General features: G+C 61.8%; 17 protein-coding genes. 11 read left to right on the forward strand and 6 right to left on the reverse strand.

Going from position 1 to position 23728, the window contains the following annotated elements; genetic code table 11:
• Nucleotides 1-192: 192 nt before the first annotated feature.
• Together QX094_RS00360 and QX094_RS00365 are read right to left on the reverse strand one after the other, a co-directional pair.
• Complete coding sequence (locus QX094_RS00360; protein ID WP_316187441.1) at nucleotides 193-1014, reverse strand: IclR family transcriptional regulator; 822 nt, start codon at nucleotides 1012-1014, stop codon at nucleotides 193-195.
• Nucleotides 1015-1140: 126 nt separating this feature from the next.
• Entirely contained in the window at nucleotides 1141-3282 is a 2142-nt protein-coding gene (locus QX094_RS00365; protein ID WP_316187443.1) for an acetate--CoA ligase family protein, read from the reverse strand.
• Between the two features lie 188 nt (nucleotides 3283-3470).
• Here QX094_RS00365 and QX094_RS00370 point away from each other — a divergent pair, with 188 nt between their 5' ends.
• The 3 genes from QX094_RS00370 (at nucleotide 3471) to frc (ending at nucleotide 7341) form a co-directional block, all read left to right on the forward strand.
• Nucleotides 3471-4202, forward strand: a complete 732-nt coding sequence (locus tag QX094_RS00370) for a GntR family transcriptional regulator (protein WP_315718407.1) — start codon at nucleotides 3471-3473, stop codon at nucleotides 4200-4202.
• 61 nt (nucleotides 4203-4263) lie between these two features.
• Entirely contained in the window at nucleotides 4264-5997 is a 1734-nt protein-coding gene (gene oxc / locus QX094_RS00375) for an oxalyl-CoA decarboxylase (RefSeq protein WP_315828567.1), read from the forward strand.
• Between the two features lie 66 nt (nucleotides 5998-6063).
• The gene (gene frc, locus QX094_RS00380; RefSeq protein WP_315718405.1) at nucleotides 6064-7341 is read left to right on the forward strand and encodes a formyl-CoA transferase; all 1278 of its coding nucleotides are present in this window, start codon (nucleotides 6064-6066) and stop codon (nucleotides 7339-7341) included.
• 157 nt (nucleotides 7342-7498) lie between these two features.
• Here frc and QX094_RS00385 read toward each other — a convergent pair whose 3' ends face one another.
• Nucleotides 7499-8098 carry a hypothetical protein gene (locus tag QX094_RS00385; protein ID WP_316187445.1) on the reverse strand — a complete coding sequence of 200 codons (600 nt, stop codon included), beginning with the start codon at nucleotides 8096-8098 and terminating at the stop codon, nucleotides 7499-7501.
• Between the two features lie 210 nt (nucleotides 8099-8308).
• Here QX094_RS00385 and QX094_RS00390 point away from each other — a divergent pair, with 210 nt between their 5' ends.
• Nucleotides 8309-9748 carry an IS1182 family transposase gene (locus QX094_RS00390; RefSeq protein WP_315716201.1) on the forward strand — a complete coding sequence of 480 codons (1440 nt, stop codon included), beginning with the start codon at nucleotides 8309-8311 and terminating at the stop codon, nucleotides 9746-9748.
• Between the two features lie 274 nt (nucleotides 9749-10022).
• Here QX094_RS00390 and QX094_RS00395 read toward each other — a convergent pair whose 3' ends face one another.
• Both QX094_RS00395 and QX094_RS00400 read right to left on the reverse strand, forming a co-directional pair.
• Nucleotides 10023-10751 (reverse strand): PRC-barrel domain-containing protein, encoded by a 729-nt coding sequence (locus tag QX094_RS00395; RefSeq protein ID WP_316188182.1) that lies wholly within the window; start codon nucleotides 10749-10751, stop codon nucleotides 10023-10025.
• A 90-nt stretch (nucleotides 10752-10841) separates the two neighbouring features.
• Nucleotides 10842-12032, reverse strand: a complete 1191-nt coding sequence (locus QX094_RS00400) for an HWE histidine kinase domain-containing protein (RefSeq protein WP_316187447.1) — start codon at nucleotides 12030-12032, stop codon at nucleotides 10842-10844.
• Between the two features lie 1847 nt (nucleotides 12033-13879).
• On the opposite strand from QX094_RS00400, the gene QX094_RS00405 reads away from it, so the two are divergent.
• Nucleotides 13880-15676 (forward strand): ATP-binding protein, encoded by a 1797-nt coding sequence (locus QX094_RS00405; RefSeq protein WP_316175931.1) that lies wholly within the window; start codon nucleotides 13880-13882, stop codon nucleotides 15674-15676.
• Between the two features lie 306 nt (nucleotides 15677-15982).
• Here QX094_RS00405 and QX094_RS00410 read toward each other — a convergent pair whose 3' ends face one another.
• Nucleotides 15983-16459, reverse strand: a complete 477-nt coding sequence (locus QX094_RS00410) for a peptidoglycan-binding domain-containing protein (protein ID WP_316175930.1) — start codon at nucleotides 16457-16459, stop codon at nucleotides 15983-15985.
• Nucleotides 16460-16941: 482 nt separating this feature from the next.
• Between QX094_RS00410 and QX094_RS00415 the strand changes: the two genes are divergently transcribed.
• The 6 genes from QX094_RS00415 to oxlT (QX094_RS00440) all read left to right on the forward strand — a co-directional run bounded on the left by QX094_RS00415 (nucleotide 16942) and on the right by oxlT (QX094_RS00440) (nucleotide 23573).
• Entirely contained in the window at nucleotides 16942-17079 is a 138-nt protein-coding gene (locus tag QX094_RS00415) for a hypothetical protein (protein ID WP_315716173.1), read from the forward strand.
• 392 nt (nucleotides 17080-17471) lie between these two features.
• On the forward strand, nucleotides 17472-18470 hold the full coding sequence (locus QX094_RS00420; RefSeq protein ID WP_315716172.1) for a tripartite tricarboxylate transporter substrate binding protein: 999 nt from the start codon (nucleotides 17472-17474) through the stop codon (nucleotides 18468-18470).
• Nucleotides 18471-18479: 9 nt separating this feature from the next.
• A complete protein-coding gene (locus QX094_RS00425; RefSeq protein ID WP_316175929.1) occupies nucleotides 18480-18974 on the forward strand; it encodes a tripartite tricarboxylate transporter TctB family protein in 495 nt (164 codons plus the stop codon).
• 41 nt (nucleotides 18975-19015) lie between these two features.
• Nucleotides 19016-20515 (forward strand): tripartite tricarboxylate transporter permease, encoded by a 1500-nt coding sequence (locus QX094_RS00430; RefSeq protein WP_315753031.1) that lies wholly within the window; start codon nucleotides 19016-19018, stop codon nucleotides 20513-20515.
• Between the two features lie 208 nt (nucleotides 20516-20723).
• On the forward strand, nucleotides 20724-22010 hold the full coding sequence (gene oxlT / locus QX094_RS00435) for an oxalate/formate MFS antiporter (RefSeq protein WP_316175928.1): 1287 nt from the start codon (nucleotides 20724-20726) through the stop codon (nucleotides 22008-22010).
• Nucleotides 22011-22253: 243 nt separating this feature from the next.
• Nucleotides 22254-23573, forward strand: coding sequence for an oxalate/formate MFS antiporter (gene oxlT / locus QX094_RS00440; RefSeq protein ID WP_316175927.1), 1320 nt, complete (start codon nucleotides 22254-22256; stop codon nucleotides 23571-23573).
• Nucleotides 23574-23728: the final 155 nt, after the last annotated feature.

The following is a 23728-nucleotide window of genomic DNA, read 5'->3' on the forward strand; positions in this document are numbered from 1 at the left end:
ACTCCCCCTTAGATTGTGTTGCAAGGAAGCATTAGGCTCTCAACCTCTTCCCGTTCTGCAATTGCAGCCAAAAGTGTAGATAGATTTCTCCTGTCGGATAGAAAATGGGGGTGACCTCTAAGGTCCCCCCACTCGACCGAGCTATTTATCTCGTGGTCCCCGCTATATTCGGCGTAGTTCCGAACGCCAAAGCTAGTCAGGCTGCGCCACGCCCCGGAGCGCCGCCGTCAGCTCCCCTGCGATATCCCGCACCATTCCCCCGACCACCGGCACCCGATCCTCGGTCAGCCGGCTCGCCAGGCCCGACACCGAGATCGCCGCCACCGGCTCGCGGCAGGAATCGTGGACGACGGCGGCGATGCAGCGCAGGCCGAGGCGTGCCTCTTCGTCGTCGACGGCGTAGCCCTGGCGGCGGATGGTCTCGAGCTCGCGGAACAGGTCGCTGGCGCGGATGATCGATTTCTCGGTCAGGCGCGGCATGCCCTGGCGGTGGATGATGCCGTTGACGTCGTCATCGGAATAGGTCGCGAGCACCGCCTTGCCCATGCCGGAGGCGACCATGGCGAGGCGGCCCCCGACCTTGGTCAGCGAGCGCATGATCTCGCGGCTGTCCAGCCGCAGCAGCACCATCAGCGATTCATCGTCGACGACGGCGAGATTGGCGGTCTCGCGCGACTGGTCGCGCAGCCTTCGCAGATAGGGAATCGCCAGCGCGACGAAATTGCGCCGACGCGTGAAGGTCGCGCCGACGGCAAAGCTCTGCGCGCCGACGTGCCATTTCGATTCCATGCGGTCGAACTGGACGAAGCGGCGCTTCTCGAGCGTGGTCAGCAGGCGATGAACGGTCGAGGTCGAAAGCCCGGCACGGACGGCGAGATCGCTGAGGCGATAGCCTTCGTCGTCTTCGGCGAGAATCTCCAGGATCTGGAGCGCGCGGCCGACGGATTGCACGCCGCCGTCGCGGGGTTCGGCCGCAGCATCCGCGCGTGGCTCGATCGTCTTGCGACGGATCACGTGGCGCCTCTCTGCACCGCCCTCACAGGCGGCGCCGTTGCCGGACGGACGGATCTTGCTTCGTCACGCTATCAAAGAAAGTGCCGCCCCGGCGAGACGCCGGAGCGGCATTCGCATCGATTTGACTTAGAGCAGGCCCGCGCCGCGCGCCCACTTGTACTTGGCGCCGAGCACCTCGACCGGCAGCTCGGTCGAATAGGCATAGGCCGGGATGCCGTTCTGGTAGAGATATTCGGCGGCCTCCTCGACCTCGACGTCGCCGGCGAGCGAGGCGACGATCGGCTTGACGAAGCCCTTGGCCTCCATCTCCTTCTTCACCTCGACCATGTTGCGCGCGAACACCATCGGCGGGGTCACGATCGTGTGCCAGTAGCCGAGGATCAGCGCGTGGATGCGCTCGTCCGACAGGCCGAGCTTGACCGTGTTCACATAGGTGATCGGCGGCTCGCCGCCGGTGATGTCGACCGGGTTGCCGGCGGCACCGAACGGCGGGATGAACTTGCGGAAGGCGGCATCGAGGTCGGCCGGCATGGTCATCAGCGACAGGCCGTTGTCGACGACGGCGTCGGAGAGCAGCACGCCCGAGCCGCCGGCGCCGGTGATGATGAGGACGTTCTCACCCTTCGGCGTCGGCAGCACCGGCACGCCACGGGCAAACTCGAGCAGCTGGCGCAGCGAGCGGGCGCGGATGACGCCGGACTGCTTCAGCACGTCCTCATAGATCTTGTCGTTGCCGGCGAGCGCGCCGGTGTGCGACGAGGCGGCCTTGGCGCCAGCAGACGTGCGGCCGGCCTTGAGCACGATGACCGGCTTCTTCTTGGAGACGCGCTTGGCGGCTTCCGCAAAGGCACGGCCGTCCTTGAGGTCCTCGCAGTGCTGCGCGATCAGGTTGGTGTTCGGGTCCTGCTCGAAGAAGGCGAGCAGATCGTCCTCGTCGATATCCGACTTGTTGCCGAGGCCCACGATGGCCGACACACCCATTTTCGCCGAGCGCGAAAAACCGATGATGGCCATGCCGATGCCACCCGACTGCGACGACAGCGCCGCGTGGCCCTTGACGTCGTAGGCGGTGCAGAAGGTCGCGCAGAGATTGGCCGGCGTGTAGTAGAAGCCGTAGATGTTCGGCCCCATCAGGCGGACATTGTACTTCTTGCCGATCTCGACGATCTCGGCCTGCAGCTCCGGTTCATTGGCTTCGGCAAAGCCCGACGGAATCAGCACCGCGCCCGGGATCTGCTTCTCGCCGCATTCGGTCAGCGCGCCGGCGACGAACTTGGCGGGGATCGCGAACACCGCGGTGTCGATCACGCCGGGCACGTCCTTGACGCTCTTGTAGGCCTTGTAGCCGAGGATCTCGGAGGCCTTCGGGTGGATCGGGTAGATCTGGCCCTTGTAGCCGCCGTTGATCAGGTTCTTCATCACCGAGTTGCCGATCTTGCCGTCCTCGGCGGAGGCGCCGATCACGGCGACCGCCTGCGGCTTCATGATGCGGTTCATCGCGGTGACGATTTCCTCGTTCGAGCGCGGCGCCGGACGGGGCTTGTAGTCGAAATCGACGACGATGCGGACGTCGGCCGCAATCGCGCCGGTCTTGGTCGCGAACACCGGATTGAGGTCGAGCTCGACGATTTCAGGGAAATCGCTGACCAGCTTCGACACCTTGACGATGACGTCCGCCAGCGCCTCGCGGCTGACGGCATCGCCGCCGCGCACGCCCTTCAACATTTCGTGGGCCTGGATGCCGTCGAGCATCGACAGGGCATCGTCCTTGGTCGCGGGGGCGAGGCGGAATGTCACATCCTTCAGAACCTCGACCAGCACGCCGCCGAGGCCAAAGGCCACCAGCTTGCCGAACGAGCCGTCGGTGATCGAACCGACGATCACCTCGGTACCGCCGGTCAGCATCTGCTGCACCTGGATGCCTTCGATCTTGGCGTCGGCCTTGTACTTCTTCGCATTCGCGAGAATGGTCTCATACGCCGTCTTCGCATCGTCGGCGGTCTTGACGCCGACAATGACGCCGCCGGCTTCCGTCTTATGCAGAATGTCGGGCGAAACGATCTTCATCACGACCGGAAAACCCATGTCGCCCGCGAGCTTGGCCGCTTCGGCCGCGGACTTCGCCAGTCCCTCCTTCGGCACCGGAATGCCGTAGGCGTCGCAGACGATCTTGCCTTCGGGCGCGGTGAGGCTGGTGCGTTTATCCGCCTTCACACGATCGAGAACGTCTCGGATCGTGGCCTTGGCATTCGGGATGGCGTCAGACATCGGGGCTTCCTCCTGGGGATTGCTGGTCGTTTATGGCATTTGGTATGCCAGACGCAAACTTTGTCAAGCGCGACGAAGATGTGGACACGCTGAAAAAGCTCGCAGCTTGACATCCTGGCATCTGGTATGCCAAAAAACTTGGACGCAAAATGCTGTAAACAAGCATCTCCCAAGGAGAGGAGACGGTCTTGTCTACAGAAAAAACGAACAAGGCATTGCCCATCATGGCCGAGGCCGACATCGCGATCGCTCGCATCGCCCCGGAGACGAGCTTCAAGAATAAGGCCTATGAGGCCTTGAAAGAAGCCATTCTGAAGATGGACATCTACGCCTCGCCCGAGCCTGTCATGCTCGACGAGCGCGCTCTCTCCGAGCGCCTCGGTGTCAGCCGCACGCCCATTCGCGAAGCGATCGCGATGCTGGAGCAGGACGGCTTCGTGAAGACCGTGCCGCGCCGTGGCATCGTCGTGGTGCGCCGGACCAAGAGCGAGATCGTCGACATGATCCGCGCCTGGGCGGCGCTGGAGAGCATGGCGGCGCGCCTGATCACCACGATCGCGCGCAAGAAGGACATCTCGGCGCTGCGCGACTACTTCAAGGACTTCGGCAAGGACCGCCCGCCGCAGGAGCACGTCGAGGAGTATTCGAAGGCGAACATCGCGTTTCATCAGGCGCTGATCTCGCTGTCGGAATCGCCGGTACTGGTCGACATGACCAACGACATCCTGCTGCACGTGCGCGGCTATCGCCAGCTCACGATCGGGCGCACCGATCGTATCGCGGCCTCCCTGCCCGAGCATCTCGCGATCATCGAGGCGCTGGAAGAACGCAACACCGAGCTCGCCGAAAAGCGGGCCCGTGATCACACGCTGGGCCTCGCGACCTATGTCGAGACGCACGGCCAGGAACTATTCAGCTGACAGGTTCAAACAGAAGAAGACGCCGCAAAGCGCCTTCGTAGACGACCAGGGAGAGAGGCGCATGGCGCAGACTGCTGTTAAGACCGAGGCACCGGACACGCACGAGGAGCTCACGGACGGTTTTCATCTCGTCATCGACGCGATGAAGCTGAACGGGATCGACACGATCTACAACGTGCCGGGCATTCCGATCACCGATCTCGGTCGCATGGCGCAGGCTGAAGGCATCCGCGTGCTCTCCTTCCGTCACGAGCAGAACGCCGGCTACGCCGCCGCGATCGCCGGCTTCCTCACCAAGAAGCCGGGCGTCTGCCTCACCGTCTCCGCTCCCGGCTTTCTCAACGGCCTCACTGCGCTCGCGCATGCGACGACGAACTGCTTCCCGATGATCCTGGTCTCGGGCTCCTCGGAGCGCGAGATCGTCGACCTGCAGCAGGGCGACTATGAAGAGATGGATCAGCTCGCGATCGCCAAGCCGCTGTGCAAGGCGGCGTTCCGCGTGCTGCACGCGCAGGACATCGGCATCGGCTTCGCCCGCGCGATCCGCGCCGCCGTCTCGGGCCGTCCGGGCGGCGTCTATCTCGACCTGCCGGCAAAGCTGTTCGGCCAGGTGATGAACGCGCAAGCCGGCGCGGCCTCGCTGGTCAAGGTGATCGATCCGGCCCCGGCGCAGATCCCCTCCCCCGACTCGGTGAAGCGCGCGCTCGATCTGTTGAAGAACGCGAAACGCCCGCTGATCATCCTCGGCAAGGGGGCGGCCTACGCGCAGGCCGACGAGGCGATCAAGACCTTCGTCGAGAAGAGCGGCGTGCCGTTCCTGCCGATGAGCATGGCCAAGGGCCTCCTGCCCGACCTGCATCCGCAGTGCGCCGGCGCGGCGCGCTCGACCGTGCTGAAGGACTCCGACGTCGTCATGCTGATCGGCGCCCGCCTCAACTGGCTGTTGTCGCACGGCAAGGGCAAGAGCTGGGGCGAACAGCCGAAGAAGTTCATCCAGGTCGACATCGAGCCGAAGGAGATGGACTCCAACGTCGAGATCGCGGCCCCCGTGGTCGGCGACATCGGCTCGGTCGTCACGGCTTTCAGCGAGGCGATGGGCAGCAACTGGCCCAAGGCTTCGGTCGAGTGGCTGAGCGCGGTGCAGAAGAAGCGCGAGGACAACGTCGCCAAGATGGCGCCGCGGCTGATGAACAACAACTCGCCGATGGACTATCACGGCGCGCTCGGCGTGCTCCGCACCATCATCAAGGAGCGTCCGGACGCGGTCCTAGTCAACGAGGGCGCCAACACGCTCGACCTCGCCCGCGGCGTCATCGACATGTACCAGCCGCGCAAGCGGCTCGACGTCGGCACCTGGGGCGTCATGGGCATCGGCATGGGCTCGGCCATCGCCGCCGCGGTCGAGACCGGTAAGCCGGTGCTGGCGATCGAGGGCGACAGCGCCTTCGGCTTCTCCGGCATGGAGGTCGAGACGATCTGTCGCTACAATCTTCCGATCTGCGTCGTTATCTTCAACAATGACGGCATCTATCGCGGCACCGATCAGAACGCGGCGGGCGACGACCCGGCGACCACCGTGTTCGTCAAGGGCGCGCGCTATGACAAGATGATGGAGGCCTTCGGCGGCGTTGGCGTCAACGCGACCTCGCCAGACGAGCTGAAGCGCGCCGTCAACGACGCGATGGATTCCGGCAAGCCGACCTTGATCAACGCCGTGATCGATCCTGCTGCGGGATCCGAGAGCGGCCGTATCGGCAACCTCAATCCGCAGAGCGTGCTGACGAAGAAGAAGTAAAGGCCACCCGCAAGGACATCAGATGCCCGCTGTCGCGGGATGACCAATCGTTACGGAGAGCAAGACATGACCAAGGCGCTCGAGGGCGTTCGCATTCTCGATTTCACCCACGTCCAGTCCGGACCGACCTGCACGCAGCTGCTGGCCTGGTTCGGCGCCGACGTGATCAAGGTCGAGCGGCCGGGCGTGGGTGACATCACCCGCGGCCAGCTTCAGGACATTCCCAACGTGGACAGCCTCTATTTCACGATGCTGAACCACAACAAGCGGTCGATCACGCTCGACACCAAGAACCCCAAGGGCAAGGAGGTTCTGACCGAGCTGATCAAGAAGTGCGACGTGCTGGTCGAGAATTTCGGCCCCGGCGTGCTCGATCGCATGGGCTTCCCCTGGGAGAAGATCCAGGCGATCAACCCGAAGATGATCGTCGCCTCGATCAAGGGCTTCGGCCCTGGTCCCTACGAGGACTGCAAGGTCTATGAGAACGTCGCGCAGTGCACCGGCGGCGCCGCCTCGACCACCGGCTTCCGTGACGGCCTGCCGCTGGTCACCGGCGCGCAGATCGGCGATTCCGGCACCGGCCTGCACCTGGCGCTCGGCATCGTCACCGCGCTCTATCAGCGCACCCACACCGGCCGTGGCCAGCGCGTCACCGCCGCGATGCAGGACGGCGTCTTGAACCTCTGCCGCGTCAAGCTGCGCGACCAGCAGCGCCTCGAGCACGGCCCGCTGAAGGAATACAGCCAGTTCGGCGAGGGCGTGCCGTTCGGCGACGCCGTGCCGCGCGCCGGCAATGATTCCGGCGGCGGCCAGCCCGGTCGCATCCTGAAGTGCAAGGGCTGGGAAACCGACCCGAACGCCTACATCTACTTCATCACCCAGGCCCCGGTCTGGGAGAAGATCTGCGACGTGATCGGCGAGCCGACCTGGAAGACCGACCCGAACTACGCCAAGCCCGCCGCCCGCCTGCCGCGCCTGAACGAGATCTTCGGCCGCATCGAGCAGTGGACCATGACCAAGACCAAGTTCGAGGCCATGGACATCTTGAACGAGTTCGACATCCCCTGCGGCCCGATCCTGTCGATGAAGGAGATCGCCGAGGACGAGTCGCTGCGCAAGACCGGCACTCTGGTCGAGGTCGACCACCCGACCCGCGGCAAGTATCTCTCGGTCGGTAACCCGATCAAGCTGTCGGACAGCCCGGCCGACGTCACGCGCTCGCCGCTGCTCGGCGAGCACACCGACGAGATCCTGCGCCAGGTGCTGGGCTTCAGCGACCATCAGGTCGCCGAGATCCACGACTCCGGCGCACTCGATCCGCCGCGCAAGGAAGCTGCTGAGTAAGCGGCAACGCAGCACCAAGGCAGGAGCGGCGCGAGCGCCGCAGCACCTACCTCCCACCGACATCAAGCCGCCGGCATCGCCCGGCGGCTTTTTGATTCCCGCCCACCGAGACTTGACCTCTCCTGGCACGCTTCTGCGAAGGATATCGCCCGCTGCCCTACTTGTCGCGCTGAGATCCACCCAAATCCCAGTCGGGCCGAACCTCTTGGTCTCTTGCGCGGCGATAAGCTGGCACCGGGTCGCCGGGTCGCGTCACCGCCAGCGCCGATAGTCGCTTGAGAGCTTTCTCGCGAACGCGCGCTGACAAATCAGACTGCGATAAACGTTGGAGTTTCTCGGCTGCCTCGGGCGTACCGATATCATGCAGCGCCCAGATGCACTTGATTGCCAGGGATTCATTGTCGTTGCAGGCGAGATAATCATGCTTGCGCAACGCGGTCCGATACAGGCAGTCAATGGTGACCGGCAAACGCAAATCTTGAAGGGCGCCGGCTATGTCTTCGTGACTGTGGTGCCAATCTTCTCCCATCAGCTTGCACAGCAACGGAGCCCATTGCCGCGAGAGACCAAACCGAAATGCGAGGATGAGCGCAAATCTGAGGTTATCGGTCGACCTCTCTGTCAAACTCTCCTCAAGCTCGACGCGAACGATCTCGGGCGTAGTTCGCGGATTTGCGCCGAATTGCGCGATGAAGGATTCCTCCGAGAGGCCTCCTTGCACAAGGTCCCAAATGAGGCGCCTTTTCGGGACGTCCATATCCGGCTCCAACGTCCAACGCTTCCAGTTCGATCGACCAGCTGATGACAACAATAGTTGTCGATCTTAGCTAGATAAATCTGCAATGTCGACGCGAGCGTCTGGATGACGCCTGTCCCAGTCGTAGAGAATTCGACGGCTTAGGACCCTGGCTGTGTGAAAACGCTGCGCGGCTGTTATGATTCTCCAGTGATTCTTTTGGGGGAATCGATGAGGCGCTTCGTTGAAGAGGCGGATCGTGGGCAATGGACGCTGTTGCCTGAATGCCTCGATGATTTCATTGACGAGAGCAACCCCGTTCGCGTGATCGACGCATTTGTCGAAGCGCTCGATTTGTCTGAGATGGGTTTTGAAGGGGTGGAGCCGGCAGCCACCGGTCGGCCGTCGTACCACCCCTCGGTTCTCCTGAAGCTTTACATCTACGGCTATCTGAACCGGGTGCAGTCGAGCCGGCGGCTCGAACGGGAGGCCGGCCGCAATCTCGAGGTGATGTGGCTGCTGGGTCGGCTCGCGCCCGATCACAAGACCATCGCCGACTTCCGTAAAGACAACGGCCTGGCGCTTCGCATGGTCTGTGCGCGCTTTGTCGAACTCTGCCGTGGGATGGGCCTTCTGGCGACGGCGAGCGTCGCCATCGATGGCAGCAAGTTCAAAGCCGTGAACAACCGAGACAAGAACTTCACACGGGCAAAGGTCCAACGGCGGCGTGCTCAGCTGGAGGAGAGCGTCGCGCGTTATCTGAGCCAACTTGACACGGCCGACCGCCAGGAGCCGACAGAGGCGCTGGCTGCGAAGGTGACGAGACTTGCCGAGAAGCTCACGAAGCTGAAGGAGGAAATGGGCAAGCTTGCCGCGTATGAGAAGCAGATGCTTGCGTCGTCCGATCAGCAAATCTCTCTGACCGATCCCGACAGCCGCTCGATGGCAACGAGCGGCCGCGGCTCCGGCGTTGTCGGCTACAATGTACAGGTCGCCGTGGACACCGAGCACCATCTGATTGTGACGCACGAGGTCACGAACAGCGGTTCAGATCGCGCCCAACTTGCTAACATGGCCAAACAGGCAAAGGCCGTTCTCAAGAGCGAGACGCTCGACGCTGTAGCCGATCGCGGCTACTTCAATAGCCCAGAGATCCTCGCGTGCCACGAGGCCGGAATCACGGTGACGCTGCCCAAGCCGCAGACGTCAAATGCTAAGTCGGAGGGACGCTTCGGTAAGCAGGACTTTGTCTATTTGCCAGAACAGGATGCCTATCGCTGCCCAGCTGGAGAGCGATTACCGTATCGCTATACAAACGAAGAAGACGGCAAGGTGTTGCGGCGCTACTGGACCACAGCCTGTCAAACCTGTTCGCTCAAATCCCAGTGCACGCCGGGGCCGGAGCGGCGGATTACACGGTGGGAGCACGAGCATCTGCTTGAGGCAGTGCAGCAGCGCCTTGACGCAAACCCGGAAGCGATGCGCCAGCGGCGCGAGACGGTCGAACATCCGTTCGGCACGATGAAGGCCCGTATGGGAGCGACGCACTTCCTCACTAAATCGCTCCCAAAAGTAGCCGCCGAGATGGCCCTATCGGTTCTGGCCTACAACCTCACACGGGTCATGAACATCGTCGGGGTCAAGCCGTTGATCGCGGCAATCACAGCCTGAGAAACGCCCGCGTCCTCGTGGTCAGGACGGACGTCCGCAAGGCCGTTTTTACACGACCAAGACCCGGAGCGGACATCCTGAGGCAGTTGCGCGAGGTTGCCCAGATGAACGCGTACGATCCGAGTTTCACGACGATCTAGGAGATTTCTTCATCCAGATCGAATGGTCGGACGTTACGGTCAACGAAACGATTGAAGCGTTGCAGACGATCGAGGCCGACGAGCATGGGCGTTTGCTCGCACCTATAGCCTGAACCCAGATTGTTCATCTGTGCTCAGCGACTCTGAAAAAACCCGTCATTATGGGTACGCCACTTTTTATCCGACAGCCACAAGTAGTCCTGATCAGGCATGAGGGGCACGGCTTTCACGATCTCTCTGGAAATCGGAAGAAAGAAGCTCGACCGATCCTGCGTCACCTTGAGCGATTTGATCGGCACGACGATGCTTTCCTTTCCCGTTGTAAAAAAGCCGCCAGAAGCGACGATCGCGTAATCTCGGCCATCTTTCGTGCCAAAAACGATATTTCTAACCTCGCCTACGATCTTGTCGTCGGAACTGCGGACTTCCGCGCCGATCATTTCGTCCGTCCTCAAGCCGGGGGTGAGTTCATCAATCCTTGAAAGCGGCTTTGCGTCCTTTTTGTCACGACTGCCCAGCGCCGCTCCGCGTTTAGCTCTCGGCTCCCGCGCTGCGTTTTGTTTATCGGCATCTTCCTCGTCATTATCGCCCAACGAGCCCATTGGCGGCCCGGCTATCAATTCACGGATATTTGCTAGAAGACGCTCACAGTCCTCCTGACGCCCGTAGGACCGGAGCGTGAATGCAGCATCCCGCAAACTTCTTAGATCGCGTACCGACTGACTATTGGCGGGACCACGCAGCTTGGGATTCTGTTGTATAGCTTCTTCCAGCTTGGCGTCGGCGATCTCACACTCTGCCTCAGCGCCTGTGGCTCCAATGGCTGCCAGAAAGATGGTCACTATCAGCGCTTGCAACTTCATCATTTTGTTGATCCGATCATCGGTAATATTCTTATGCGCTCAGTTCTCGAATCTGTTCAACAGTCCTGCGAACCGGATCGACGGAATGGCTCAAGCTTTCGCGATGATTGAGCTTAGCGGCACATCCAGCGAGTAGATCAAGCCGGCCGGCTCGTAAGAAAGCTGCACCTGGCCATGGAGCTGCTGACCGAGGGATTGCATCATGCGCGTCCCAAAGCTGCTGCGCGTGGGCGGCCGAACGGGCGGACCTCCTCGTTCCGTCCAAGTCAGGCAAAGCCGCTGCTTTTCCTCATCTATCTTCCAGGCGACCTCCACGCTGCCAGCGGAGGTCGACAGTGCGCCAAATTTTATGGTGTTGGTGCAAAGTTCATTGAGCGTCATTGCGAGGGCAATAACGGCACTTGAGGCCACCTTGATATCTGGCCCATTGAAATGGAAACGTCTGTTTCCTTGACTGTCAAAGGGCTCGGTTGCGCCGCTCACGGTGCGGGTAAGGCTGGCGTTCGACCAACTGACTTGCATCAGCAAATCATGGGCGCGCGATAGCGCCAGCAACCGGCCTTCCATAGCCTTCTGCCCGTGCTCGATACTGGTTGTGGTCCGAAAGCTTTGCGACGCGATGGCACTGACGGTTGCGAGGTTGTTCTTTATGCGATGATGGAGTTCGCCCACGATCAGCTTCTGCAACTTGTCTGCTGCATCGCGCTGCTCTGCGTCGATAGAAGACTGCATGAGCAAGGCCTTGGCATCGATGTTGGCCTGCTCAAGTAATAAGCGAAGGCTATCATTCTCTGCGGAGAGCGCGGCCTCTTGTGCGGATATTCGCTTAAGTTCGATTGCTTCCGGGCTGTAACCGTTCTTATCTGTCGGCAACAGGGACGCGTCTGGAATCGTCGTCAGTGCGCCCGCACCGACCATCGCCTGCAGTTCGGTGATCATTTGGCCATTGCTTAGCGGCTTGCCAAAGAAGCGGCTGTCCTGAGGCCTATCTGCGTCGGAAGGCTCAACTTGGCCGGAAACCAAAATGATCTTGATGGCCGGCCAGCGGTCGTGGACCGCGTGAGCAAGCTTGAGCCCATCCATGCTGCCGGGCATCTGAATATCGGTAAAGAGGAGCGATATGTCAGAGCGTGATTCGAGAATAGAGAGCGCCTCGTCGGCATCGACGGCCTGCACAGGAGAGAACCCGGCATCTTCCACAATATCCACCGCCCGCATACGCAGCATCATTTCGTCCTCGACAACGAGGACTTTTGGTACTTCAGGTAAATCGGAGGTCATGCAAACCCTGGAAAAGAGGAGGATAAGTGCGTTTCACGGCGTCGCCATGATTCGCGTCGGCCGGGCCGACACTTCTGCGAAGCCCAGTTCGCAAGCTGGCACTTTTCTGGCCATTGTCTTCAGGCGCGGGGCGAACCATCGTATGCTGGACGATGATAGCTTTCGGCGCCTTAGCGGCCGGCCGTTACCAGACGAGCTTGCACGATTGTTTGGCTTGAACTCGTATTTTGCAGACAGGATGTAGTGAAGTGAGGCCACGTCTGCGCTGAGCAGTTTGCTGACGCCGTTCTCACTGCCAGCCGGTCTCCCTTGGCTAACGCGGCGACCTCGCTCGCTTCGAGCTTTGGTGCAAAGCCAAGCAAGGCAACTGTCAGCGCTCCCAGAAGCGCGAAAATGCCGAGGGCTGTGAATGATCTTTTCATTGTGGTTTGCTGCCCCAGGTCGTCTCGATCTATCCACTCCGGAGATCATGGATGACAACAGCCATAACGAGAAATTGTTCCAGTTCCGCAATCCTCGCGTCGACGACTGGATTGCCTATAATTTGCCGATTGGCGCGCGTGAGGCCGTCAATTGGGGAGGCCCGGAGTCGCGGACGCGGTGCTCACTTCCGAAAAGCCCCTCGGCGTGGCAGAACAGATGCGAAGGGCGGCTAAAGCTAGCAACGCGGACGAGGCGATTGCCATCCTAGAAACGCGCCCGGATATTCATGTCGTCTTTACCGATATCCAGATGGCCGGATCGATGGATGGGCTCAAGCTCGCGCACTTTGTGCGTGGTCGCTGGCCCGATCAAGATCATCGCGACTTCAGGACATCATGCGTTCAAAGAAGCCGATTACCGGAGGGAAGCAGATTTCTGCCTAAGCCTTATGGCTCTGACAGCATCTCCTCGATACTCCGGGAGCTAACCTCTCAAGCTTTGTAGTTTCCATTTAAGGAATTGTCTTGTTCCAGAGTCGAGTTGTGTATTTGGAACACGCTACGCTCGGAGCTCTGCACCGGCGCTCCCAATTCACCGCGCAACCAGCCCTCTACCGTTCGAGATTTCATTGGATCGACGAATCCGATTACCCGCTGATGAATTTCCTCACACGCGGGGCATTTGAACGTTCGGATACCAAGACCAGACGAACCGGGCGTGATACGCGCCAAGATTGTGGGTCTCCGGCACTTAGGACATGGTGGCTCGTAAAACAGGCTCATGACGTACTCCCTCGCATCAGACGTGAACGCGATGCTCCCAGTCACCGGATAGATGCCCGCGACTGACCGGTGGGAATAGCTTTTACCCTCGCACTCCAACATGCTGATCAATACAGATCACCTCTCAGAAAAGTTAACCGGTGGAAATCCGCCAAGAGGGGGACAAACGGCCAGCCGCGCGATCACCGCCTACGGCTGACGATCGGGCCTGTATCGGCATGTCCGGTATTAGGGACGCAGCGGACGTGACACAGTCGCCGGAGGTTCGACCGCTTGTGGACCCATCTGAGACATCTCGCTAGCATCCCACATTGTAGTAGCGAAGGCCCCTTCCAGAGTTCTGCTTTGAACCGACACGATGGTCTTCCCTCAGCTTGAGGGCAGGCATGAGGCTGCGAAAATTCCCGATCCCATACCTGGAGGCGGGGCGTTGGCCCGCGTTCTCATCGTAGGCGTTTGACTCAAATCAAATAGAACCCGCCTTAGGCTCATAGGGTTTTGCATGGTGGGCTGTCGCGAGGTTCTTTCCAAAACTCTATCGGTGAAGAGTTCATGTCCAGGCGCGTACCTCCTGTCGAAAACCGTGGTCGATCCATTCGGTTCTGGTTGGGGTTGCTCCTCGTGGTCTGCACGGTTCCGGCAATGCTGGTCGCCGGCTACCTGATCACCGACTCGTATATTGCGGCACGCGACAATGCAGAACGCAATACCGTGGCCACAACACGCGCGCTGATGCAGGCGGTCGACCGCGAGCTGCTCAGCGTCCAGTCGAGCTTGCGGGTGCTTGCAAAGTCACCCTACCTGCAGTCCGGTGATCTTGCCGCCTTTCACGAGCACTCGCGCGAACTGCTGCAGTGGCTGACAGGCAATGTAATTGTCATCGCGGACGCGGCCGGACAACTCCTGGTCAGCACGATGGTCCCCTACGGTCAGCCGTTGCCCAGAACCAGCATCCCAGGCCTGGTCCGCACCATCTTCGAGTCCGGCCGACCTGCGATTTCCGATTTTTATATCGGAGCCACATCGAGACAGCCTCAAATCGCCGTCGGTGTGCCCGTGTTTCGGGACGGGAAGGTCGCGTATGCGCTTGTGATGGGCATTCTTCCCGCGAATGTTGCCGTAATCTTGGAGCGGCAGAAGATACCGGAGGGCTGGATCGTGGCGATCCTCGACACCGGCGGGACTATCGTCGCCCGGACCAAAGATCCGGAACTGTTCATCGGCCAGCAGGGAACGCCTGAATTCCAACGCCAGACGTCGAGGGCGCAGGAGGGCATCTACGAGACCCCGACGCTGGAAGGTATCGCAGTCATCGGCGGATACCACCGGTCGTCGATCACGGGCTGGATGATCGCATTCGGCGTTCCCAAGAGCGTCTATACGACGAATCTGCGATGGGCACTGATGATCCAGAGCGCTACCGCGGTCCTCGTGCTGTTGCTCGGTGCGTTGTTGGCGGCAAGTATCAGCAGGCGAATCGTCCGCTCGATCCGCGCGATGACGACCCCGGCGCTTGCGCTGGGACTGTCCAGGAAGATTGATGTCCCGACGGTCGAAATTCGGGAGGTGAACGAGCTAGGTCACGCTCTGACAACGGCTTCCCAATTGATCAACCAGCGCGAGGTCGAGCGCGACGAGGCGCAGCACCAAAAAGCGCAAATCGAGGAGTCGCTCCGGCGATCACAGAAGCTGGAAGCGATTGGCCAGATGGCCGCCACCATCGCCCACGATTTCGGAAATCTGCTCACCCCGATCCTAGGAAACTTGGATATGCTCGAGGAGCGGATCGATGATCCCCGCTCGCGATTGCGTATCAATAATGCCCTGGCTAGTGCCAAACGGGGCCAGCAGCTCGTCCGCTCCCTTATGGCCTTCGCACGCCAAGAGCCGTCGGCAGTGACGATCATCGACATCAATCAGGCGATCCTTGCCATGGAGGGAGTGCTGGAGCAGTCGCTGGGCACAATCGGCAAGCTGATCTTCAACCTCGCATCGGAGGCTTGGCCCGTACGCGGCGACGCAACCCAACTGGAGATGGCGATCATCAACCTGGTCGTCAATGCGCGCGATGCCATGACCGCGGAAGGCACCGTGCAAATATCGACGATGAATAGGACGCTGCACGGCGAGCACGACAATCTCTCGGGCGATTACGTGGCAGTCGCGGTTTCCGACACGGGCTCGGGCATGCCGCCTGAAATCCTCGCGGTTGCATTCGAGCCCTTGTTCACGACCAAAGAGCCGGGCAAAGGCACCGGGCTCGGTCTCGCCAGCGTTTATAGATTTGCCAAACAATGCGGCGGTGTCGCGGTGATCGAGAGTGAGCTCCGCAAGGGAACCACGGTCACGATCTATCTGCCGCGTGCGCGCAACGACGCAACGACTGATAGCGGTGACTCTCGGCTCGGCCAGGCCGCCGACCTGGGCGACGTGAAGTGACGTGCTTGGCCCATTTCGGGCCCAGAGGTCATTGATTGCGACGGTGTCGTTGAGAGCCACAGCAGACATCTGCCGAAGATGCGACAGCCTCTTCGTATCCGGCGGCCGGCCAGGCCGCATCCCGCAAGGGGTGGGAGGACTCGTAGTGGTCAAAGCAAGTTGATCCGATCTGCTTCATCCCCCGACATCCACGTCGCCATGCGCATGCTCTGGTAACATGAGTTCGCCCGGCGAATCGTGGTCACAACCGTCCTACAACGTGCCAGGTTGCGATGGCCGTCCTCCAGCTCTTTCGAGGTTGAACGCTTACCTGCCGAAAATTCCGCCCACCACGCGGTGCATCGCACCGCCGATCGCGCCGATGGGACCTCCGACATTGCGCTGATGTCGCGCGCGTCCCGTGCTGCGACGGGCTTGGCGGTCGGATTTGGCAGCCTCGGCGGCCGCGTCCATCAGGACCTTGTGCTGGGCGGCATTGAGGAAGCCGGTCGTGGGGTAGCCGCGCTCCTCCTGCCAATGGGCGAGGGCGGCGCGGGTCTGTTCGTCGAACGTCCCGTTGATCTTGGTGCCGAACCCGAGCCTGGTCAGCCCTCGTTGCACCGCGCGACGCTTCGCCTTGGTGAGGCCGATCTGGTTCTCGGCCTGCTGATTGGCGTCCTGGGCAGCGATCACGGTATCGGCGGGTGCCGACGCTTCACGAGGTGTGCTGCTCAGACCAGCGTGAGCGACCTGCGCGCTTCCGGCGATCGCTAGGAGGGACAGTGCCACGATCAAGGCGCGCATGGCCTTTCCTTCGCCGATGATACGTTTCTAGAAGAGATACAGCGCGCCGAACTGAACGATCAACATCCGGTCATGCCGCTCCGTGCGATTGCAGGGTAACTGCGGCCCGGGCGGCACGGTTCCCTGGCCCCGCGCCATTGTTCCCTCGCGTTGCACGCGGAGCACGCGATCGGAGCGCACCTGGGAGGTGTCCAGCAGTGGCCGCGATCCCGGATCGTCGTGGGCGAGCCAGCCGCGGCAGGCAAGCCGTCGCATAGCCGCGAATGCGTATCTAATTACCCTTCAACTGCTCAGAGCTCCCCATTGGGCGGCTCTTTCTGCATGCGAAGTCAAATTTCGATTGAAAATCCAAATCGTCACATTCCTGCTGCATCGCAAAACGCTCATACCGCCATGCAATATAATCCGTTGTATCTGGCATCTGGTATACGTAAATTCTCCTCAGTCAGAACGTCATACCGCCTCACTGAAGGAGACAAACCATGGCCAAGACCGTCGCCCTCCCCCTCGTCCAGCCCGTGTCGCTGTTCGGCCGCCTGCTGGCGACCCTCGACCGCGTGCTGATGACCAGCGCCCGCGCCGCCAACCGCAACGGCGACCTGCCCTATTTCGGCCTCTGAGGCTCGGCGCGCTTCGCGCGCGCAGGCAACCCTCGAAGCCCAACCAAGAGCCCCGGATCTCCGGGGCTTTTGCTTTTGCGACCCCCACGCGACCTGCGACATATTGGCCCCGTGGGCGTCCCACCCGATCTCCTCAATTGCGGTCGGTCACCTCTTCATACCAAAATCAAATCGGTCGATTTGCTGCGGATGCTCCTCTTGCTGCCTGATCCCGGCTGCCAACACAACTTTTGGCTGCATGGGCATGGCAAGGAAGTCCGGGGCTGGCGACGGCCTGAAGCTGGTCACGGTGGGGATGACACCGGCGGGCTCGACAGGTCGGTGGTGGTTCGATTGGGCACAGCGGCCGGAAGAAGCCGTGCGCTCTCGGGAATGAAGGGGAGAAAGCGTCGATGAAGCGTTCCGTGCGCGTGGCCGTTATGGCTGGCATCGCCCTGATGGCAGGGCATATCCCGGCTCTGGCGGGATGGGAGCCTGTCCGGCCGGTCGAGTTCATCGTTCCGGCTGGCACCGGCGGCGGTGCCGATCAGATGGCCCGGACGATCCAGGGCATCGTCACCAAGCACAACCTGATGAAGCAGCCGCTGGTCGTGATCAACAAGTCCGGTGGCGCCGGCGGCGAAGGCTTCCTCGACGTCAAGGCGTCGGCCGGCAATCCCCACAAGATCATCATCACGCTGTCGAACCTGTTCACGACGCCGCTCGCGACCGGCATTCCGTTCAACTGGAAGGACCTCACTCCCGTCGCGATGCTGGCGCTCGACGAGTTCGTGCTCTGGGTCAATGCCGAGAAGCCCTACACCACCGCCAAGGACTACGTCGATGCGGTCAAGCAGGCCGGCGGCACCCTCAAGATGGGCGGCACCGGCTCGAAGCAGGAAGACCAGATCATCACGGTAGCCATGGAGAAGGCGACCGGCGCGAAGTTCACCTACATCCCCTACAAGGGCGGCGGCGAAGTGGCCGTGCAACTGGTGGGCAACCACATCGATTCCACCGTCAACAATCCGATCGAGGCGGTGGCGCAGTGGCGCGGCGGCAAGGTCAGGCCGCTCTGCGTGTTCGACGACAAGCCGATGGGCTTTGACGAGCCGATCACCGACGGCAAGGCCTGGAAGGACATCCCGACCTGCAAGTCTCAGGGGCTCGACATCGAATATCTGATGCTGCGCGGCATCTTCATGTCGCCACGGGCCACCAAGGACCAGATCGAATACTACGTCGACCTGTTCAAGAAGGTGCGAGAGACGCCGGAATGGCAGGACTTCATGAAGACCGGCGCCTTCAACACCACCTTCATGACCGGTGCGGACTACGCGAAGTGGGTCGAGACCGAAGAGAAGCGGCACGAGCTCCTGATGAAGGAAGCCGGCTTCCTGGCCTCGAACTGAGCGGCTCGCATGAGAAGTCACGGTGGATCGGCCGGCCCCAGCCATAAGGCGGTCGAGGCCGGCGTCACGCTCGCCATCGCGCTGTTCGGGATCATCGTGATCATCGGCAGCGTGAAGGCTGGGATCAATTGGGGCGCCGAGGGACCGCGGGCGGGGTTCTTCCCGTTCTACGTCGGCCTGCTCATCGTCGCGGCCAGCGCGATGAATGTCCGCAACACGCTGCGCGAGGACGACGGCCGTGTCTTCGCCGAATGGGGCCAGCTCCGCCAGGTCATGAGCGTGGTGGTGCCGACGGCGATCTATGTCGGCGCCCTGCCCTTCATTGGCCTCTACCTCGCGTCCATGATCTTCATCGCCTGGTTCATGCGGTGGCTCGGCAAATATGGCTGGCTCACGGTGGCAGCGGTCGCGGTCGGCACGCCGGTCGTGACCTATCTGATCTTCGAGCGCTGGTTCATGGTCCCCCTCCCCAAGGGGCCGATCGAGGATTGGCTCGGGCTCTAACAAGAAAACTCATCCGCTGAGGGTTGCAGGACCAAGCTGGCATGGAAGAACTCGCCAATCTGTTTCACGGCTTCGCAGTCGCCCTCCAACCGTTCAACATCATGGTGATGATCCTCGGCATCGTGCTCGGGGTGATCATCGGCGTGCTGCCGGGACTGGGCGGCGCCAACGGCGTCGCGATCCTGCTGCCGCTGACCTTCAGCATGCCGCCGACCTCGGCGATCATCATGCTGTCCTGCATCTATTGGGGCGCGCTGTTCGGCGGCGCCATCACCTCGATCCTGTTCAACATCCCCGGCGAACCATGGTCGGTCGCCACCACCTTCGACGGCTACCCGATGGCGCAGCAGGGCAAGGCGGGCGAGGCGCTCACGGCAGCGTTCACCTCGTCCTTCGTCGGCGCGCTGTTCGCGGTCATCATGATCACGCTGATCGCGCCGCTGGTCGCTGGCTTCGCGCTTCAGTTCGGCCCGGCCGAGAAATTCGCCGTCTATTTTCTCGCCTTCTGCAGCTTCGTCGGCCTGAGCAAGGAGCCACCCTTCAAGACGATTGCGGCGATGATGATCGGCTTCGCACTCGCGGCTGTCGGCCTGGATTCCATCACCGGCCAGCTCCGCCTCACCTTCGGCGTCACTGAACTGCTCAACGGCTTCGACTTCCTGATCGCCGTGATCGGGCTGTTCGGCATCGGCGAGATCCTGCTCACGATGGAGGAAGGCCTGAGTTTCCGCGGCGGCAATGCGCAGATCAATCTGCGTGTCGTGCTGCACACCTGGAAGGAGATGCCGGCCTATTGGGTCACGTCGCTGCGCTCCTGCCTGATCGGCTGCTGGATGGGCATCACCCCCGCCGGCGCCACGCCGGCCTCGTTCATGAGCTACGGCATCGCCAAGCGCCTTTCCAAGCGCGGCAAGAATTTCGGCCATGGCGAGATCGAAGGCGTCGTCGCTCCGGAGACGGCAGCCCATGCGGCAGGCACGGCGGCGCTGCTGCCGATGCTGTCGCTCGGCGTGCCCGGCTCCCCCACGGCGGCGGTGCTGCTCGGCGGCCTCTTGATCTGGGGCCTGCAGCCCGGCCCGATGCTGTTCGTCGAGCAGAAGGAATTCGTCTGGGGCCTGATCGCCTCGATGTATCTCGGCAACCTCGCCGGCCTGCTCGTCGTGCTGACCTGCGTTCCGGTCTTCGCGGCGATCCTGCGCATTCCCTTCAGCATCATCGCACCGCTCATCCTCGTGCTCTGTGCCATCGGCGCCTATTCGGTGCACTCGAGCACGTTCGACGTGGTGCTGATGCTGGTGTTCGGCGTGCTCGGCTATCTGTTCAAGAAGTGCGGCTATCCGCTCGCGCCGCTGGTGCTCGCCATCGTGCTCGGCGACAAGGCCGAGGAGGCCTTCCGGCAGTCACTGCTGGGATCCCAGGGATCGCTCGCGATCTTCTTCTCCAACGGGCTGGTCGGCACCATCATGGCACTCGGGTTGATCGCGCTGTTCTGGTCGGCGATCCAGCAGGGCTACAACCGGTTGCGGGCGCTCGCCACATAAACTCGCCCTTGCTCCGATAGTTGAACTACAAATATCCTCTGCTGCGTCGTATTGTCGCTGCAACGATTTGCCTTGCTTCTGCAGGCTTTTTTCATCGATCGCTGGCCTAGCAGCGGGCACGGGCTCGATGAATCCGCTTGTTTATTGGCATATCATATACCAAACTCCGCATAGCTGTTAGGACAAGAATAGACAGCCTGGAGGAAACATGACGGACTTGGCTCACGCGGGGGCGCCCGCATCTGCAAGAGTAAGCGACGCCTATCGCTGGACGCAGCTCGCGGTTGGCGTCCTGGCGATGGTGATGATCGCCAACTATCAATATGGCTGGACCTTCTTCGTCCCGGATATCGCCAAGACCTTCGGCTGGGATCGCGCGTCGATCCAGTGGGCCTTCACCCTGTTCGTGCTGTTCGAAACCTGGCTCGTGCCGGTCGAGGGCTGGTTCGTCGACAAATACGGCCCGCGCATCGTCGTGCTCGTCGGCGGCGTGCTCTGCGCGATCGGCTGGATGATCAACGCCTACGCCACCTCGCTCGACGGCTACTATCTCGGCATGATCATCGCGGGCATCGGCGCCGGCGGCGTCTACGGCACCTGCGTCGGCAACGCGCTGAAATGGTTTCCCGACAAGCGCGGCCTCGCGGCCGGCATCACCGCGGCCGGCTTCGGCGCCGGCTCGGCGCTCACCGTCGCGCCGATCCAGGCCATGATCCGCGACTCCGGCTTCCAGACCACCTTCCTGTATTTCGGTCTCGGCCAGGGCATCATCATCGTCATCCTCGCCTTCTTCCTGTTCGCGCCCAAGGAAGGCCAGGTGCCCGCGGTCACTCAGAACACCAACCTCGTCCAGAGCCGCCGCAACTACAACCCGACCGAAGTGATCCGTCAGCCGATCTTCTGGCTGATGTACTTCATGTTCGTGATCGTCGGCGCCGGCGGCCTGATGGTGACGGCCAACCTCAAGCCGATCGCCGGCGACTGGAAGGTCGACAACATTCCGGTGACGCTGATCGGCATGACCATGACGGCGGTGACGTTCGCAGCGACCATCGACCGCGTTCTGAACGGCCTGACGCGTCCGTTCTTCGGCTGGATCTCGGACATGATCGGCCGCGAGAACACGATGTTCATCGCCTTCGGCATGGAAGGCATCGGCATCTGGGCGCTGTACATGCTGGGCCACGATCCGGTGTGGTTCGTGATCCTGTCCGGCTTCGTGTTCTTCGCCTGGGGCGAGATCTACTCGCTGTTCCCCTCGACCTGCACCGACACGTTCGGCACCAAGTTCGCCACCACCAATGCCGGCCTGCTGTACACCGCCAAGGGCACGGCAGCGCTGCTGGTGCCGATCGCGAACTACATGCAGCAGTCGTCAGGCAATTGGGACCGCGTCTTCATCATCGCGGCCGGCGCCAACATCCTGGCATCGATCCTCGCGATCGCGGTGCTCAAGCCCTGGCGGAGGGTCGTGGTGCAGAAATCGACGCTCTGACGCGCCCCTTCGCGCTGCAACAAAAATAAAAAAGAACGCTTCCAGATTGACGACGCTCGGCATTTTGCCGAGCGTTTTCTTTTGCTTGGCGGACGATTTCGCTCTCGTTGCAAAGCAACATGTCGCACCCTGTGTCGCAGGCCATATTGCAGACTGGAATATATTATACCAGAATGACTTCGTGCGCAGACGAGGAGCGCGCTCGCAGCGGCATCCTCCAAGAGAGCGCGTTAGGGAGGACACATGGTTTCCAGCACAGAGGCGACACCGCCTGTCCAGGCACAGTCCAGCGGCTTCCGCTGGCTCCAGCTCGCGATGGGCATCATCTGCATGGCGATGATCGCCAACCTGCAATATGGCTGGACACTGTTCGTCGATCCGATCGACGCGAAGTTTCACTGGGGTCGCACGGCGATCCAGCTGGCCTTCACGATCTTCGTCGTCACCGAAACCTGGCTCGTGCCGGTCGAGGCCTGGTTCGTCGACAAATACGGCCCGCGCCTCGTCATCATGTTCGGCGCCGTCATGATCTCGCTGGCATGGGTGCTGAACTCCTACGCCGACTCGCTCACCCTGCTCTACGCCGGCGCCGTCATCGGCGGCATCGGCGCCGGTGCGGTGTACGGCACCTGCGTCGGCAATGCGCTGAAGTGGTTTCCCGACCGCCGCGGCCTCGCCGCCGGCGCCACCGCCGCGGGCTTCGGCGCGGGCGCCGCGCTGACCGTCGTGCCGATCGCCAGCATGATCGCCTCTAGCGGCTATCAGAGCGCCTTCTTCACCTTCGGCATCGGCCAGGGGCTGGTCGTGTTCGTGCTCGCGATCTTCCTGCGGCCGCCGACCCACGCCGCGCCTGCGCGCAAGAAGCAGCTCAACCTGCCGCAGAGCAAGATCGACTACACGCCACCGCAGGTGCTGCGCACGCCGATCTTCTGGATCATGTATCTGGTGTTCGTGATGGTGGCCTCCGGCGGCCTGATGACCGCCGCCCAGATCGCCCCGATCGCGCACGACTTCAAGATCGCCAACGAGCCGGTGTCGCTCGCCGGCTTCCAGATGGCAGCGCTGACGTTTGCGATCTCGCTCGACCGCATCTTCGACGGCTTCGGCCGTCCGGTGTTCGGCTGGATCTCGGATACGATCGGCCGCGAGCACACCATGTTCATCGCCTTCGGCACCGCCGCTTTGATGCTGCTGACGCTGGCGAATTACGGCCACAACCCGATCGTGTTCGTGCTCGCGACCGCGGTCTATTTCGGCGTGTTCGGCGAGATCTACAGCCTGTTCCCGGCGACCTCGGGCGATACGTTCGGCAGCAAATATGCCGCGACCAACAACGGCATGCTCTACACCGCGAAGGGCACCGCCTCGCTCCTGGTCCCGCTCGCGAGCCTCGTCTCCGCCAAGTATGGCTGGCAGGCCGTGTTCGTGATCGGCGTTGCGCTGAATGCGACGGCGGCGCTGATGGCGCTGTTCGTGATCAAGCCGCTGCGGCGCGCCTTCATCCTCGGCAAGGAGGCGGCGGTCACCCAGACTGCGGCGCAGGACGTTCGCACCACCGCGTAAATCACCCGCTTCTTCCCGCGACTGCAGGAGGCGCATTCCCATGCGCCTCCTTTTCTTTTGCGCGCCGTGGATGCCAGATGCCAATCCGAGCGTGCATTTGACAGCATCACTGACCTTATTTTCCAGACAATCTGCCCAGAAAACATCAAGATCCC

It is taken from the genome of Bradyrhizobium sp. SZCCHNS1050 (genome assembly GCF_032484785.1).
In the GTDB taxonomy this organism is placed as follows: Bacteria; Pseudomonadota; Alphaproteobacteria; order Rhizobiales; family Xanthobacteraceae; genus Bradyrhizobium.